The sequence below is a fragment of the Paenibacillus sp. Soil750 genome, from assembly GCF_001428045.1.
Lineage (GTDB): Bacteria > Bacillota > Bacilli > Paenibacillales > NBRC-103111 > Paenibacillus_E > Paenibacillus_E allorhizoplanae.
This window is the reverse complement of the sequence record NZ_LMSD01000012.1, coordinates 766555-783998: the sequence shown is the minus strand read 5'-3', so window position 1 is coordinate 783998 and position 17444 is coordinate 766555. Positions and strand designations below refer to the sequence as shown.

At 42.9% G+C, this 17444-nt stretch carries 11 protein-coding genes; all 11 read left to right on the top strand.

The window, feature by feature from the left end; translation table 11 throughout:
• Window positions 1-30 precede the first annotated feature (30 nt).
• The 11 genes from ASL11_RS15405 (at window position 31) to ASL11_RS15355 (ending at window position 17432) form a co-directional block, all read left to right on the top strand.
• Entirely contained in the window at window positions 31-978 is a 948-nt protein-coding gene (locus ASL11_RS15405) for a carbohydrate ABC transporter permease (protein ID WP_157256934.1), read from the top strand.
• The gene (locus ASL11_RS15400; protein ID WP_056615796.1) at window positions 975-1805 is read left to right on the top strand and encodes a carbohydrate ABC transporter permease; all 831 of its coding nucleotides are present in this window, start codon (window positions 975-977) and stop codon (window positions 1803-1805) included. Before ASL11_RS15405 ends, ASL11_RS15400 begins: the two co-directional genes overlap by 4 nt.
• A gap of 96 nt (window positions 1806-1901) precedes the next feature.
• A complete protein-coding gene (locus ASL11_RS15395; protein ID WP_056615792.1) occupies window positions 1902-3185 on the top strand; it encodes an ABC transporter substrate-binding protein in 1284 nt (427 codons plus the stop codon).
• A 38-nt stretch (window positions 3186-3223) separates the two neighbouring features.
• Window positions 3224-5002 (top strand): sensor histidine kinase, encoded by a 1779-nt coding sequence (locus ASL11_RS15390; RefSeq protein WP_056615789.1) that lies wholly within the window; start codon window positions 3224-3226, stop codon window positions 5000-5002.
• Between the two features lie 33 nt (window positions 5003-5035).
• On the top strand, window positions 5036-6646 hold the full coding sequence (locus ASL11_RS15385; RefSeq protein WP_056615786.1) for a response regulator transcription factor: 1611 nt from the start codon (window positions 5036-5038) through the stop codon (window positions 6644-6646).
• 100 nt (window positions 6647-6746) lie between these two features.
• Window positions 6747-10106: a discoidin domain-containing protein gene (locus tag ASL11_RS15380; protein ID WP_056615782.1), complete on the top strand. Its 3360-nt coding sequence runs from the start codon at window positions 6747-6749 to the stop codon at window positions 10104-10106.
• Window positions 10107-10402: 296 nt separating this feature from the next.
• Window positions 10403-12565: a CBM35 domain-containing protein gene (locus ASL11_RS15375; RefSeq protein ID WP_200962438.1), complete on the top strand. Its 2163-nt coding sequence runs from the start codon at window positions 10403-10405 to the stop codon at window positions 12563-12565.
• A 220-nt stretch (window positions 12566-12785) separates the two neighbouring features.
• Window positions 12786-14099 carry an ABC transporter substrate-binding protein gene (locus tag ASL11_RS15370; protein ID WP_056615777.1) on the top strand — a complete coding sequence of 438 codons (1314 nt, stop codon included), beginning with the start codon at window positions 12786-12788 and terminating at the stop codon, window positions 14097-14099.
• A 61-nt stretch (window positions 14100-14160) separates the two neighbouring features.
• Entirely contained in the window at window positions 14161-15105 is a 945-nt protein-coding gene (locus ASL11_RS15365) for a carbohydrate ABC transporter permease (protein ID WP_157256954.1), read from the top strand.
• The gene (locus ASL11_RS15360; RefSeq protein WP_056615771.1) at window positions 15102-15917 is read left to right on the top strand and encodes a carbohydrate ABC transporter permease; all 816 of its coding nucleotides are present in this window, start codon (window positions 15102-15104) and stop codon (window positions 15915-15917) included. Before ASL11_RS15365 ends, ASL11_RS15360 begins: the two co-directional genes overlap by 4 nt.
• A 201-nt stretch (window positions 15918-16118) precedes the next feature.
• Window positions 16119-17432, top strand: a complete 1314-nt coding sequence (locus ASL11_RS15355; RefSeq protein WP_056615769.1) for an ABC transporter substrate-binding protein — start codon at window positions 16119-16121, stop codon at window positions 17430-17432.
• Window positions 17433-17444: the final 12 nt, after the last annotated feature.

Here is a 17444-nt window from a genome sequence, read left to right as displayed (position 1 = left end):
ATAAGGAAGATTGGAGTGGGAAAGTTGCATATGGAAACGAAAGTGGATCGCCAAAAGCCAATGCTGATCAAACACACCGAGAATTACGGATACTTCTTTATTGCGCCATATTTACTTCTTTTGATCGTTTTTTCTTTGGCTCCAACGGTGTTCACGCTTTGGATCAGCTTCACAAAGTGGAATTATTTTAACGATATGACTTGGGTTGGTCTGGATAATTATATCCAAATTTTGAAAGGGAAGATGTTCTATAAATCCCTGCTGAATACGGTGCGTATTATTGTGCTGGCCTTACCCGCCTGTATCATTACTGCTCTTGGCATGGCTTATATGCTGGAGGTTAAATTCAAAAGGTTCTCACAGGCATTCAAATCTATTTCTTTCCTGCCCTATGTAACGACGCCAGTAGCGGTAGGCGTTTTGTTCGGTCTTCTGTTTGATTACCAGACCGGATTCATTAATATCTTTATACAGAAGCTAGGATTGGTGAAAGCACCTATTTATTGGATGGCGAATCCGAACTATGTCGTGTTAATTGTAGCATTAATAGTATTTTGGAAGAATCTCGGTTATTTTATGTTGCTGTATTTTGCTGGTTTAAAATCCGTGCCGGTGGAATTGTATGAGGCGGCCGATATTGATGGTGCCAGTACGTGGCAGAAATTTTGGTATGTGGCGCTGCCGATCATTAAACCGATTACAGTATTTATCGTTATCACTTCGATCATATGGGGGCTGCAAATATTCGATGAGCCTTCCTTGCTCGTCGTAGGCACGGATAGCAATTTGAGCATTGCAAGTACATTGGGTGGTCCAGAGAAAAGTGTGTATACGCTCGTCAGTTATGTTTACGAAGAAGGCTTTATCTTATTCAGAGCAGGAACGGCTTCCGCCGTCGCGTACTTGATGACGGTTGTCATTATCTTTTTGGCCTGGGTTGGCTTCAAAGTGTTGAATCGGGAGGGGAAAGGCAGATGAATTCAGGCAGCAAAACACATTTTGCGGGAGGGACTTTGTTCTATTCGATTGTCGCTGTATTGACCGTTGTCTCGTTGGCCCCCTTCTACGCCATGATCGTTATGGGAACTTACGACAGCTTTCAGATGTTTAGCTTTAATGGTCTCCCATCCAACTATATCTTGCAAAACTTCGTGACGATTTCGAAAACGTCGTTTCCGACTTTCATGAAGAACAGCATGTTGATGTCGATGTCCAGCGTCATCTTTTCCCTGTTGACCTCGGCGCTATGCGGCTATGGTTTTGCGAAGTTCCCATTCAAAGGGAACAAGTTGTTCTACAATATTGTATTGTTCTCTATGATGGTCCCCTCTCAACTGAGTATTGTCGCTTACGTATACGAAATGAAGCTCTTCCACTTGAATGACACGCTTATTCCTGCTATCTTGCCCTATGTATTTGCAGGATTTGGCGTGTTTTGGATAACTCAATATATCAAGGATATCGTTCCGATGGAGGTGCTGGAGAGCGCCAGAATCGACTCGGCAGGAGAATTTCGGATTTTTTTTAGCATCGTGACTCCCATGATTACACCTGCACTCATTACTTTAGGGCTGCTCAATTTCGTCTGGTCCTGGAATTCCTTCTTCGTGCCTTTGGTCACTATCAACGACAGCCGGATGTTTACGGTGCCGCTCGGTATCAACTCTTTCAATTCCTTATATTATCAGGACAATGGTGCTAAGATCCTTGCGCTTTCGATCGCTACACTGCCCGTGGTGCTGCTGTATTTAATTTTCTCCAACCGGGTACAAAGTGGTTTGACGGCAGGTGCTGTAAAAGCGTAAATGGCAGAGGCCAGGGTGCAGAGGATGGAGCGCTTCAGAGAAAAGGGACTGACGTCGGTATTATAATGCTTTTACTTTGCCTAAGGTGGTTTCAGCATGAGAATGAAACGATTGTCCTTTCTGCTTATCCTATCCCTTATATTCAGCTCAACTGGTTGCAGGGATGCAGCGATCGATGACGCTTTCCCGAATTCGGGGAACGAAGATGTGACGATTACGTTATGGGCTTATGACAAGGGCGTCGAAGACAAGATTAACGAGGAATTTAACAAGATCTATCCTTATATTCACGTTAATGTTGTTTTGGTACCCTGGTCGGAGTACGAAAATCGGTTTCTTCTTAATCTGAGTACGGGTTCGGATGTACCGGATATCGTGAAAGTCGAATCGTATTGGTGGGGCAAATGGCTTTCTATGGAAGGCGCTTTCGAGAATCTGACGATTTACGGGGTCGATTCGAACAACGTTGCTCCCGGCTTGACTGATGTAACGAGAAATGCACAAGGGGAGTTCGTCATTCTCCCAGTGGCTACGGGAATTGCATGTTTTTGGTACAATAAGGCGGTTGCCCGCCGCTATTTGGGTACGGACGATCCGGCTATACTTGCAGACCGGTTGAAGAAATGGGACGATCTTCTCGCTATTGGGGACACCATCAAAACGAACAGTGGCGGTAAAGCCTTTTTGTTTCCTGATTCCATGTCGATTGAAGAGCTGCTCGTCTCTTCCAACAAAAATTACCTCGAGGGCAACACACTCCTGTTGAGAGAAAATATGCTTCCGCGGTTTCGTTTCATCGAGACATTACTCGACAGAGGATACATCGCCAAATTTCAGGACATCAAACTGGAGCGTTCCTATACGGAAGATACCGTTTTGTTTTACCCGTATGCAGACTGGCATGCTGCCAGCATACAGAATGTAGACAAAGATGGCATCGGACGTTGGGGCGTTTTAGCCCCGCCTGGCGGCATCTTTTACCGTGGGGGGAATGGTTACGCCATGCCGAAGAAGTCCAATCCGAAACACAAAAAAGCCTCAGCTTTGCGGATGAATTTCGCCCTTTCCCGGCAAGGCTCAGAGGCTGTCATTCGTACGAACCAGTTCTCGGCCTACAAAGATGCTTACTCGGATGAGATATTGAATGCGGCCGATCCCTATTTCAATGATCGTCTTTCGAAAATGTTCTTTGATTGGACTGTCGGGAAACAGATCAAGCAGCAGTTCAGACCTTACGACAATGTGATTGAAAAAGAGCTGCGCATGCAAGCTTTCTATATGATGGTTGACAATATCGATGCCTCTATGGCTATAGGAAACGCCGTAAGTGAGATAAAAGCCAGGATAGGAACGGCAATCAATTTCGGCGATGATAGATGACGGACAAGAATTGTATCCGTTTCCGTCAGGAGGGTACCATGAGAAAATGGATTGCCGGTTTGAAGATACGTCAGAAGATATTTGTCAGCTTCATGTTGTTGATTTCATTCTGCTTGCTTACGACGCTTTATATCACTTCGACTCGGGTTAGAGAGGTTATCAGGAATAAAACGATCAATTATTCCCTTCAGCTCGTAAGTAAAACGATGGAAAATATTGAATATTACTTACTTGACACCCGTTATTTGGCCAAAAATATCGCACTCGATGAGCAGGTGAATCATAAAGTGCTCGAGTTATCGGAGCAAAAAGCAGCGGTGGATTACCGAACCCAAGGTCAATTGGGCGTCCTGCTGAATAAATACAAGTATTTGAAGACTTATATTACTGATATTACGCTTGTAGATGATAATGGAAGAGGCTCGGAGATATATAATCTTGCCTATGATAATAAGTATCACATTGCTGAGCAGACCTGGTACCAACATTTCTGGAATTCTGGCGCAGAGTGGATGTTTTCTGACTTGCATAAGTCAATTGTACGCGATACTTCAATGTCGAGTCTGGACACGTTCACTTTTTTTCAGAAGGTATATGATGCTGAACGACCGACCAGGTACTTATACACCATTGCCATCGAATTGGACGCGAGAGTGATAAGTGGTGCTTTGGCACAAGTGAATTTCAACCAAGGTTGGATTAACAGGGTCTATAACGGTAACGATGAGCCAATGATCGGCAAGGAAGATTCCCGATTTCCTAATAATGGGGACATTGCCGGACAGTTCGGCGACAAGTCGAACCAGATTGTACAAGTTGGCGGCGACAAATATACTCTGCTTCAGAGTGATTCGAAAGATTATGGCTGGCACATCAGGAGTCTTGTTCCACAAGAAGCCATTATGTCCGAAGCTAATTCCATTCAGCTATTCATCGCCATTATCGGATTGATTTTGCTGCTACTCGCCATTTATTTGTCGAACGTGATCTCGAAGAACATCACTCGGCCTCTTATGCAGCTGATGAAGGCGATCAGGGAAATTGAGAGAGGCAACTTTGATATAAAATCCATCGTGAATACCGGCGACGAAATTAAGGAATTAAATGACGTCATCCATTCAATGGCCTTCAACATTAAAGAGCTGCTGGTTCGTAACAAAGAGGAAGAGCAGGCCAAAAGGAAAGCAGAATTGACAGCATTGGAAGCGCAAATTAATCCGCATTTTCTCTATAATACATTGGAATCCTTGAACTGGTTCGCGGTTCGCAAGAAGGAGCCGGAGATCAGTGAAGTCATTACGAATCTCGGAAAGTTTTTTCGGATTAGCCTTAGCAAAGGCAGCAAGTTTATCACAATTGAGCAGGAAATTGAGCATGCTAAAAGTTATTTAAGCATTCAGAAATTCCGCAATGCGAATCGGTTCGAGTCCTCTATTCGGGCGGAGGAGGTCAGTTTGGAGCAATATACGCCCAAGCTGATATTACAGCCGATTATCGAGAACGCACTCATTCATGGTTTGAGAAACAAAGAATTGCCAGGACGAATTGAAATCCGAGTCGAACAAGAGAAGGATGCAGTTCTCTTTATTGTCTGGGATGATGGGGTTGGCATCGACGCAGAGAAGCTTGCGGAAATCCGAAGCGCTTTAGGCGGAACGAAAGCGGCCGTGACGGGCTCCTTCGGGTTGAAGAACGTAAACGAGAGAATCTGCTTGTATTTTGGATCATCCTATGGATTATTTCTCAACAGTTCCGCAAACAGCGGAACTGAAGTCCGTATCCGAATACCGATTTTGACGGAGCCACCTGGTGAATAAAGAGCAAGCAGACTAATATGCGGAGGAACGCCTATGCTGAAAGTTATGGTCGTGGATGACGAGGAAAACATCCGGCTCGGAATTGTTGAAGGAATAGACTGGGAGAGTTACGGGCTCGAAGTCGCATGCCAAGCCGCAAACGGCCGAGACGCGCTGATCGAGGCGAAGCTTCATCGGCCAGACATTATCCTGCTGGATATCAACATGCCCTTCGTCAACGGCTTGGAATTTGCCAAGGTGGTGAGGCCGTTATTACCCGACAGTTTTATCATTATCTTGAGCGGATACAACGACTTCGAATACGCCAAGGAAGCTATCAAATATGGCGTTAGTGAGTATTTGCTGAAGCCTATATCTCCACTTGAGTTAATGGAAGTAATCGTGAAGACCCGCGACAAGCTGACAGAGAACCGACGAAAGGAGCAGTTCCTGGAGAGCTTGGAGCAACAGTTCCGCGAGTCCCTGCCGGCTCTTCGTGAAAAATGGGTCTACGATTTGCTTCATTCCAGTTATTTGGATAGCGAAATCGAAATGAAAAATAAGTTGGGATGGCTTGGTATCGACTTTCCATCGGATAAATTCGCAGCTTGCGTCATCCGAATCGAGGATTTGGCCGAACGGTCTTCCGGCAATGAAGAGGGCAAGCACTTGTTCCTGTATGCGGTTAAAAATATTAGTGACGAAATATTAAATCAAAATGCCTGGGGACTATCGATCGTTACGAATGAAGGTCTCCTGGAAGCGCTTATCAGTCTCGACGGTAGAGATGGGCAACTGTATCAAGAGGAGCTAGAACAGAAAGCCGGAAGCTTGGAAAAGAGCATAGCGGAATTTCTTGGCTTGACGGTCACGGTACAATTCGGTTCCATCTACTCAGGATATGGACAAATTGCTTTTTCTTACAGAGAAGCTTATGGATCTGTTCAAAAGAGGAAATCGGATAAGAAAAATGAAAAAATCGGAAGGGGTATTGAGAAGGATTCTGTCTTGGGGCTGGTCTTCCCGTTCGAAAAGGAACAGGAAATTGTTCGTCACCTGAAGGCCATGAACGAAAGGGCGGTGAGCGTAACTGCGGATTTACTGGATGAGCTCGAATCGAATGAGTTGATTGCAGGGGAAACAGGGTATTTGGCCGAGGTTGCCATCCAAATCGCAAGAACAGTACGCAAGCTGCTGGCAGACACCGGGATCCATGCGGAAGACGCGGACCGGCAGTATGAGCAATTATGTGCAGTGGATGATCTCGCGTCGGAAGTAGCTTCCGAGATACGGACCAAGCTTTTGCAGTATGTCTCCTCTGGGTTAAAAGAAATCATCAAAACAAAGAGCAAACCTTATAGGGTCGAGATTGAGCAGGTCAAAAAGTACATTGAGGACCATTACAATCAAGATCTCTCTTTAAAGGCTATTTCTTCGAGTATCTTTATGAATCTGAATTATCTCTGCACCATATTCAAAAATGAAGTTGGAGAAACCGTTAACAACTATATTACGAGGGTTCGGATGGAGAAAGCTACGGAACTTCTTCGAACAACCGATTTGAAAGTTTTTGAAATTGCGGAGCGCGTTGGGTATCCGAATTCGAATTATTTTAGCTACGCATTTAAAAAATTTACAGGGGCGGCCCCGATTGAATATCGATAGGAGAAACAGAAATACTCTTTAAACTTAAATGTAAGCGGATTCAAATTTAAGCTGAAGATTTCGAAGGAAATTCCAAAGATATCGCATTCAAAGAGCAGAATTGCAGCCGTATACTTTACTCATTGACGAAATGAATGCTGAATGCATTGATTCCGATCAACACTTTGAAGGGGGGAATGAAATTGGAAAATCTGAAGAGGTAACGAGTGTGGGATTTGCGGGTATATGCAATAGACTCTCAGGTTTCAAAGTATCAGAATTTAAAATTGGAGGTAAATTGATGATGATATTAAGAGTAAAAGGTATGAAAAGAGAATTTTCTGCGTTTCTAGTTATGACAATGATACTAACAACTGTTTTGGCATTCATTGGGCTGGGCGGGCCCACAGTTTATGCTGCAGGTAATCATGACATATATGTTAACGCATATACGGCTGCTAACGACCAAAACGCTGATGGAGCAGGCATACAAAGTGCTATTAATGATGCAATCATATGGAAGAATTCACACCCGAATGATGCTATAAGAGTAATTTTTGATGCAGGTACGTATATATTGAATCAAAATAAAAACAGAATAGACATTGCAGGGGCAAAGGACCTAACAATTATGGGGCAGATTGAGGCTTCAGGGAAGCCTGGAACTCTTATACAGACTAACTTTGGCCAGGCAGGAGGGTTTAAAATAAATGGCGGTTCCAATATAAAAGTTCAGAATTTTTCCTGGGAAATTTCTCCGAATTGGTATACAATTGCACAGGTTATTGCAAAGGACAGTGGTTCGGTTACCGTAAATGTAATGAACAACACTACAGCGGATACCAGTACAGCACTGCGTTCTTCACCTTCTCAAACAAATGTTCCTGCAATGACGTTGTTCGACAAGGACAAAATGATGGCAGGTTATGGCCAGAACTACCATGAAGTCAATACATGGGAATCTCCGTATTGGGGGACAGACAATTATATTCTCTATACAAGTCAACCTGGGAAAAAATGGAGTCTTGTTTCAGGGTACACTTCCCGTATGGTAATGAACGATACAAAGCTTCCTACAGAAGTTGAGGTTGGGAATTATATTTTCTGGAAAACAACAATGCCTTCTGAATATTATCCCTTCAGTGCAGAAGACGTTGACGGATTGACTATAGAAAACCAGTACTGCTATAATTTCGGGAACTTTTACTTAAGCAGAGTTAATAATCCTACATTGAAGGATATTGACCTCGGTCCCAAATTTGACAGGGGATGGAATGGCTTTAATCTTGGAGATATATATGGTACACCTTGGTTTTTAAACTGTTCAGGGATAATTACGGTTGACCATTTTAGAGGTAGCGCGTCAAGAGACGATTTCATGAATAACGCTATTAAAGGTAAACCGGTAGTTGCAAAACCTGCTGCCAATCAAGTCATATTGAGTGATTTTAGCAATGGATATGAGGATCCGAGCAAAATATACGCTGGAGATACTATTGAATTTTATAAGAATACAGCAGATCACTTGACTGATTTAACTATGACGCTTGCTGGCTCTCCGCAAATCTACAAGTATGATTGGAACAACGACGGAAAACAAGAGGATTGCTGGCTGCTAACCTTTACATCTAATATCCCTTCAGGTTTTGACCCACTACAAACGCTGTTTGCTTTTCCGTCTAAATATGGACATACTGCAGAGATTTATAGGAATGTTGAATCTAACAGCTTAAAACAAGCAGAGATGCTGCTACATAATGGCGTTCTAATTGATAACAGTGTTATTAATTCCAATGTCAATATACGATCGGATGTGGAGTGGTATGAGGGGAGTTTCCCTCATGATATTGAGATGAAAAACTCAAGGTTCTATGACATGGGAATAATAAAAAACAGTTTAAACCATACATTGTTAAACACCGACCGTCCTTATTTTAACATTAATATTCACGATAATGTGTTTCTTCCTCTGGTTGACATCTATTCCTGGTCTAATGATAAGACGAGTATAAGACTGGATCATACCCTTAATGGATATGTAAACAACAACCGTTTTTCAGATGCTACCGAGAAATTTGTAGATTTGACCAACAACAATACCAATGTCTCTGAATCAAACAGCAGTATCTTGGCAAAAGGAACTACCGAAAATTTTCCGGATGGAAATCTTAACGGAGGGATGTCCGGATGGACAACAGTTGTAGGCTCCGGAATTGGAATCGAGAATGAAAGTGGGAGCAACAGGCTTATGTTCCCTGCCGGGAATATTTACAGCGAAGCAAGAAAGGTACTGACGGGTCTGAAGCCGGATACTTATTACTTTTTATCTTCTGATGCCAAGGTTGTAAATGGACATAACGGAACTAACAAGATATTTCTGACAGTCAATGACGTGATGAAAGGAAGTTCACCCTTTGCAGCAGCTTCTCAAACAAGTTACACCAAGATGAATACAGCATTTAAGACAGGTCCGGATGCTAACAATTGGAAAGATTATACGTTCACTGCGGATGTAATAAGGTATAGTGGTGTTGAAACTGCCTTGTTGGCTAAGTATGCAGCACCTAATAAGTATTATCAGCTTGTGATGAAGGATAACGTAATCCAAATCGACAAAAACGACGGTGGGTCATGGTCAACAATTGCAACTGCAAATTATACCTTTACGAATTATAATTGGTATAATCTTAAATTTGAATTGAACGGAAATTCACTTAAGGGTTATGTAAATGGGAATCTTGTAGTCCAAGGTACCGATGCTACTCCGTTTGCTATCGGTGGAATTGCGCTTAAAAACCACAACTCGGAGGCGGCATTCGACAATGTTGCTGTTATGCCTATGGAAAGGACTGCCAAGGTAATGATGTCTGATGACTTCAATGACGGAACTGCAGTAGGCTGGACTGCTGTAAGTGGTAATTGGTCAACTAATGAAAACGGTACACCTACGTATAGAAATACCGGTACTTCAGGTGAAGCAATAACAACATATAATAACACAAGTGTCAAACTCAAAGCCTGGAGGTTTGGTGGTACGAATAAGGCTTATCTTGATAATTTCTCAGTGAAAGAGCTTATTGGAGTAGAATCCAATCTTGGTCTTAATAAAGGAGTAAGTACAGATAGCAATGCAGCGAATTATAATGCAACCAATAGCAATGATGGAAACGCATCAACAGCATGGAAAGCTAATAATAGCAATGCTGGACATTCGCTAACGATTGACCTTAGCAACGAGTACTATATTACTGGTGTGGATTCCAATTGGCTTAGCCAAACCTCCGTATATAAGTACTATGTTGAAATCTCCAATGACGGGACCAACTGGAAGAAGGTTATAGATAAGAGCGGAAACACTATTGCGGAAGCTAAATCAAGGCTTATGTTTGATTCCGAAAAACGTGCAAAGTTTGTCCGTATAACCTTTACTAGTGGTTCTGCTCAGCCTGGAATCAATGAGTTTGCAGTTCTTGGTATGTAATTTTGTCTCAAGGTTTTGAAAACAGAAAGCAGACCGCACAAGGCGGTCTATTTTCTGTTTTTTGTTTCTTGCTCGAGGAATCGTTAGACATTTGTAAGCAGTAGTAAATAAGTACATCAAGCGTAGTTTCCAGTCTCACGAGAGCGCTAACAACGGTGCTATACTTTACTCACGGCCGAGATGAAAGCGCTTTAAACTGTCGCAATTATTTATAAGGGTGGTGAGTGTTTTCATCAATATTAAGTGTTCCTAGTTAGGAGAATCGAATTAATTAATCAGTTAGGGAGGGAATGAAGTTGTTCAAAAAAGTAACGATGATTGCATTCGCATGTTTGCTATCCTTATCCGTATTACCTGTAGGGCGTAGCTACGCCGCTAATCCTCAACTTCAAGTGAATTTGTCCTCGAATACAGGTCCCTTGCTTTATGGCGCTACAGGTTACCTCTATGGGCTTGGAAATGATGGGATTCCAACAGATAATATGTTGGCTCCGCTCAAAACGCAATATGCCAGTCAAAAGCCACCGAATGGTCTACAGCACCCGAACGGTGACGTATTTGATGTGCAGAATCAATTTTTCCGCACGGGTGGCAAACAAATCCAAGTGATTATGCAGGACATATATAAGAATTGGCCTTATGATAATTTAGGTATGGCTGATTATTTGGCCAAAGTAACTACGATGGTTACCCAAATGGCGGCAGATCCCAATCACAGTAATTATGTGTATGTACCTTTTAATGAGCCAGATTGGATTTGGTATAACAATAGTAATAAATTGCAGACATTATTCAACGATTGGAAAACCGTTTATCAGAAGATACGTTCGATTGACCCGACGGCTAAAATAGGCGGCATTAATTTCTCCTACTACGATAGCTCCGTATATCAGCAGTTTATGACTTTTGCCAAAAACAATAATTGTTTACCGGACGTTACGACTTGGCATGAGCTAGGAAATGACTTCTTCACAGACTGGTATACGCATTACAATCATTATCGCGGGGTGGAAACGAGCTTAGGCATCTCACCGAGACCGATATCAATAAATGAATATGGCCGTAGTTCCGGGGATATTGGTGTGCCAGGTAACTTAGTGCAGTTTATATCCAAATTTGAGAGCAGTAAGGTGTACGGCAGTTTGGCTTATTGGACAACAGCTGGTTCGCTTAATGATCTCGTTACACAAAATAATAAAGCAACAGGCGCTTGGTGGCTGTACAAATGGTATGGGGAAATGGTAGGTAATACGGTTGCTGTAACCCCACCATCAGTAACGGGGTCATTGCAAGGTCTTGCTTCTTTAGATAGCGTCAAGCAGCAGGTTAGAGTGATTTTTGGCGGCTCGGCGAACAGCACGAATGTGTTTAATACGGATGTTGTGGTCAAAGGATTAGGTTCAGCTTCTTATCTAGGCAGTACGGTGCATGCGACGGTATGGGGTGTTGATACGTCAGGGCTAAATCCATCTAGCGGTCCTTATATCGTTCAAGAAGGTGATTATGCTGTTACATCGGGGCAGATTACCGTTCCAGTGAACAATATGAAGGCATTATCAGCCTATCAAATGATTGTGACCCCGAATCGGGACTTGTCTACGGCTACAAACTCACGATATGAAGCTGAGTATGCCAGCATAGGCGGAACAGCGGTCGTCCATACCGGTACGAATACTGGCTACGCTGGAACCTCTTACGTCGAGGGTTATGGCGGTAGTAGTACGGCAAGTACGAACTTCGTGGTAACAGCACCAACGAATGGCTTCTACAATGTAACTTTGCGCTATTCTGCAGGTCCTCTAACTGGTGCTACAACCAATAGAAATGCGCGCTTTATGCTGAATGGTGTGCATCTGAAGGATTTAAGTTTGACGGGAACGACGAATTGGAGTACATGGGCTAGTAATACGACCAACGTTTTCTTAACTGCAGGTATTAATCGCATTGCAATGAATGCTTTCACAACAGATGATAACGACGCCTATAACATTGATTATATCGATGTAGCGGCATCTACAGGTACTATAACTGGCTATGAGGCCGAGGCCGCTGGTAATACACGTGCTGGGGCTGCAGTGATTACGAGCGACACTGCGGCTTCCGGTGGATCTTATGTGGGTTGGATTGGTGGAGGAGCAGCCAACACGTTACAGTTCAAAAACGTAAATGTAGCTACTGCTGGCGTTTATCGAATGATTATCACCTATGCAAATGGTGAGTTAGGTGCGGGTGCGTCGAATTACAATGCTAACATTGTTGATCGCTACGCGAATATTAGCGTGAATGGCGCCACCGCAAAAAAATTGTATTTCCGTAATACACTAGGGTGGTCGAACTTTGGTACAACGGTAGCGGATGTCACATTAGCTGCTGGGAATAACACGATTAAGTTTTCAAATAGTTCATCTGGATATGCGCCAAATATAGATCGTATTCAGATTGCTGCAGTGACAAATTAACGATAGCATGACTTGGAAAAAGCTATCTACCTGGGCGACTGCTCGTGGTAGATAGCTTTTTTTTGAACGCTCAAGAAACATTGTATACGCAGTAGAAATGAGAACATCTCTTGTAGTTTCCTTTCTCACGTAAGCGCTAACAAGGGGGCTATAATTTACGTATAGGTCGTTAGAAACAACCGAGGCCTTATCAAATAACAGATATCCAGGAGGGGTTACCATGTTTAAGAAATCTGTGTTTACTGTTTTAGCTTGCACATCAATCGTATCCTTAGCGATGGTTGGATGTTCGAACACAACTACGAAAGAAGCAGATCCGTCACCATCTGTAAGCACTACAGCTGCTCCAGCGAAAGTAGAGACAAAGTCAGGGGATAAGGTTACATTATCCGTTCTAATGAACGTGGCACAACCAGCAGGACAAGAAGCGTATAAAGTGGTTGCAGCAGATTTTGAGAAAGCAAACCCGACAATTAAAGTTGATTTACAATTCCCAGGTGAATACGAGAACTTGTTGAAAGTGAAAATGGCTGCAAGTGATCTGCCGGACGTGTTCGATACACATGGATGGGCGCAAATTCGCTATGGCAAATATTTGGCTGATTTGAAAGGCGAGAGTTGGGCATCACAATTGACGGATACGATTAAAGATGTCGTAACAGACAAACAAGGCAAAGTGTATGCGCTTCCGATTAGTGAAGCCAAAGATGGGATTTCCTACAATGTGAACGTACTTAAGAAATATAATATCGAGGTGCCCAAAACCTTTGATGAATTAATGGCAGCTTCTGAAAAGATCAAAACTGAAAGTAAAGGCGAGGTTGTTCCGTTTTACTTTGCGGGTGCTGACAATTGGACGGTGGGCGAGCATTTTGACTTGTTTGCTATCCCGCAACTCATTTCGCCGAAGGACAATTCAGCAAGTGCTTTATTGGATGGTAGCTTCGACTGGTCCAAATGGACACCGCTGCCAACGAAGTTCAAAGAGATGTACGATAAAGGGTATATGAACAAAGATGTCGTGACAGCGAAGTTTTCAGATCTTGCTAAACTATTCGCTCAAGATAAGGTTGCTTTCTTTGACGGTGGTCCTTCATTCGCTGACGATGCGTATAAAGTGAACAAGGATGTCAAAATCGGTATTATGCCAGTTCCTTCAATCGTTGCGGGAGATACACCGAATTTCTCTGGTGGAGAACGCGACACGATGGGGATTTGGAAAGACACGAAGCATATGGATGAAGCGAAGAAATTGCTTGCGTTTTTTGCGAAACCTGAGAACTTAGCGAAAATTTCCAATGTTATGAAGCTTCCGGCAGGTTTGAAGGGTGTTACAGCTACGCACGAATTCGCAGTCTACTATGAGCAATATAAAGACATTCGTGTATTCCCTTACTTCGACCGTGTATATTTGCCGAACGGGATGTGGGATGTAATGTGTACGAGTGGTCTTGATTTAATTACAGGACACATTACAGCAGAGAAATATAGTCAGATCATGAAAGAGAATGTGGCTCGATTATCGAAAAAATAACATCAATGACGGGTTCCCATATCACGACCCAAGTGGTATGGGAATCTTCATTCATCTAGAGATGGGAGGTAAGCCATTGGATACTGTTTATAAAAAGAGATCAGAACCCGTTGCAGCCCCGAGAAAGTGGGGGAAATCGTTAAGTTCGCCTGTTTGGCTTAATTTCCTGTATCTGCCGACGGTGATACTGCTCCTCGCTTTTGTTATATACCCTTTGATCAATGGGGTGAAAATTTCCTTAACAGATTGGGACGGCTTCTCTCAGGATGCCACTTGGATTGGAATTGATAATTATGTGAGGATGTTCAAGGAAGCAGATATCTGGACAGTCGTCAGAAATACGTTTATTTATGGCGTAGGCTCAACAATTTTTCAGAATAGTGTCGGTCTAGCTTATGCACTCTTACTTAACTACAAAATGCGTACAGCAGGCATTGCCAAAACCATTGTGTACATGCCAGTTATTATTAGCCCGTTAATCATGGGATATGTCTGGTACTTTTTCTTCCAATACAATGGCGGTGCGATTAACGACATTATTCATATTTTCTCACCCAAGACATTTAATTTGTTGGCAGACTCCAAGATTAACGTGTGGATTATTACCTTTGTGAATACGTATCAGTATCTCGGAGTCGCAATGATTATTTATTTGGCTGGACTTCAAACCATTCCCAAAGACTATTATGAGGCTGCTGATATTGATGGCGCTTCTGCTTTTTCTAAATTTAAACATGTCACGATCCCATTACTCTCACCTTCGATGACGATCAGTGTTGTTTTAAATCTCATCGGGGGCTTGAAGCTTTACGATGTAATCGTTTCGTTAACCAACAGTGGGCCAGGGGTTGCGTCAGCTTCCTTATCTACACTGATGTATAAATTATATTTCACAAGACAAGACGCAGGGTTCGCTTCAGCACTAGGAATCTTAATGTTTGTCCTCATCTCTGTCATCTGTTTGAGTGTCTTGTATTATCTGAGAAGAAGGGAGCAGGAACTATGAAGCAGGCAAAAGGTTGGATGAGCATCCTTGTACTGATCATTGGCATTCTTCACATCTTGCCTTTCTATATCTTGCTAACCAGCTCGTTTAAAAAGGATTCAGACCTCAGTTCGAAGTGGAGCATTCCCCACTATTTGTACACAGGGAATTTCACGAATGCGTGGGTGAATGCGAAGCTGGGTAAAGCCTTCATTAACACGAGTGTGATCACGGTTATAGTCATTATTTTACTTATTGTCTTAGGTACAATATCGTCGTATCCGTTGGCGCGATACAAGACACGCTTGAATCGGATGATGTATCTCTTTTTTATCGCAGCTCTGATTGTTCCGCCACTTACAATTCTAGTACCCCTCTACAAATTTTACGTTGATCTTGGAGCTTTAAACACCTATTGGGGGATCATTCTGCTGCATGTGACGTTCTATCTACCAATTACAATCTTTCTGTATACCGGATTTATCAGCTCCATTCCACGTGAATTAGATGAAGCGGCTATGATGGACGGTTCGACTAGGCTCGGAGTTATTTTCAAATTAATCGTCCCACTACTAAAGCCAGTAACGGCAACGGTCATTATTCTAAACGGGGTAAATGTGTGGAACGATTATCAATTCTCAACATTTTTTCTGCAAAAAACGGCCATTCGACCATTCACTGTTGCGCTTTCAGCCTTTTTCGGTCAGTATACGAGCAACGTAGGCTGGGTGGCTGCTGGTTCCGTAATTGCGGCATTGCCACTTGCGGTGCTGTACTTGTTCTTGCAACGGTATTTTATTCATGGGTTATCCGCTGGTGCGGTAAAAGGATAATTAACTCTTCGGTATAAAAAGGAACCCGGTGGACTTTTATGTCTTATCTGGGTTCCTTTTACGTTGGAAAGGGTGGAGTAGAAAAGTAGACAAGAATTGTAGTTTTCTTACTCGCGAAAGCGCTATCAACGATGATATACTTAGCACATAGCTGTTATCATAGAGAGACCGAATAGAGGTAAAGGTCCCTGGAGGTTCACCATGTTTACCAAAGCCGCGCTAGCTATATTGACATGTACGACTGCTCTTTCAATATTCTTACTGGGGTGCTCAAGCAGCATAACGAAGGATGCCAACTCTTCACAACTTGCAGGTGCTTTGGTGGATTCAACCAAGACGGGAGCAAATGTGGGTAATATTGTTACACTATCCGTTCTGATGAATGTCGCAACCCCTGCGGGACAAAATATTTACAAAGCTATTGCATTAGATTTCGAACGGGCTAATCCAGCGATTAAGGTTGATATCCAGTTTCCTGCCGAATATGAGAGCCTATTGAAAGTGAAAATGGCTGCGAGTGATCTACCAGATGTGTTTGATACCCATGGTTGGGCTCAAATTCGGTATGGCAAGTATTTGACAGATTTAAGGAATGAGAGCTGGGCTTCCCAGTTATCGGATAGTATTCGTGATATCGTGACAGATAAGCAGGGTAAGGTGTATGTGCTACCTATCAGTGAAGCCAAAGATGGGATTTCGTATAATGTGAATGTTCTCAAAAAATATAACATTGAGGTGCCCAAAACCTTCGATGAATTAATGGCAGCTTCCGAGAAAATCCTCACTGAAAGCAAAGGCGAAGTTGTTCCGTTTTATTTCTCTGGAGCTGATAATTGGACCGTCGGGGAGCACTTTGATTTATTTGCCATTCCACAACTAATTTCATCAAAAAACAATGAAGCTAACGCTTTGATGAACGGCAGCTTTGATTGGTCCAAGTGGACACCGATGGCCGAGAAGTTTAAAGAAATGTTTGATAGGGGTTACATCAATAAGGACATCATTACAGCGAAGTTCGCGGATCTTGCAAAGCTCTTTGCCACAGATAAAATAGCTTTCTTTGATGGTGGGCCCAATTTCGCTGAGGACACGTATAAGGTGAACAAAGACGCTCAAATTGGGATAATGCCGATTCCTTCGATCGTCGCGGGGGATACGCCAACCTTCTCAGGTGGAGAGCGCGATACCATGGGGATATGGAAAAATACGAAGCATATGACAGAAGCTAAGAAATTGCTTGCCTTCTACGCGCAGCCAGATAATTTGGCGAAAATAGCTAAAGTAATGAAGCTGCCGGTCGGTTTGAAAGGCGTTACAGTTAATCATGAATTTGCTAAGTATTATGAGCAATATAGGGATGTGCGTGTTTTCCCTTACTTTGACCGGGTTTATTTGCCGAACGGCATGTGGGATATCATGTGTACAAACGGACTTGATCTGATTGCTGGGCATATAACAGCAGCTGAATTTAGTACGATTATGAAAGAGAATGTAACCCGATTAGCGAGAAGGTAACCAGCAGTTATG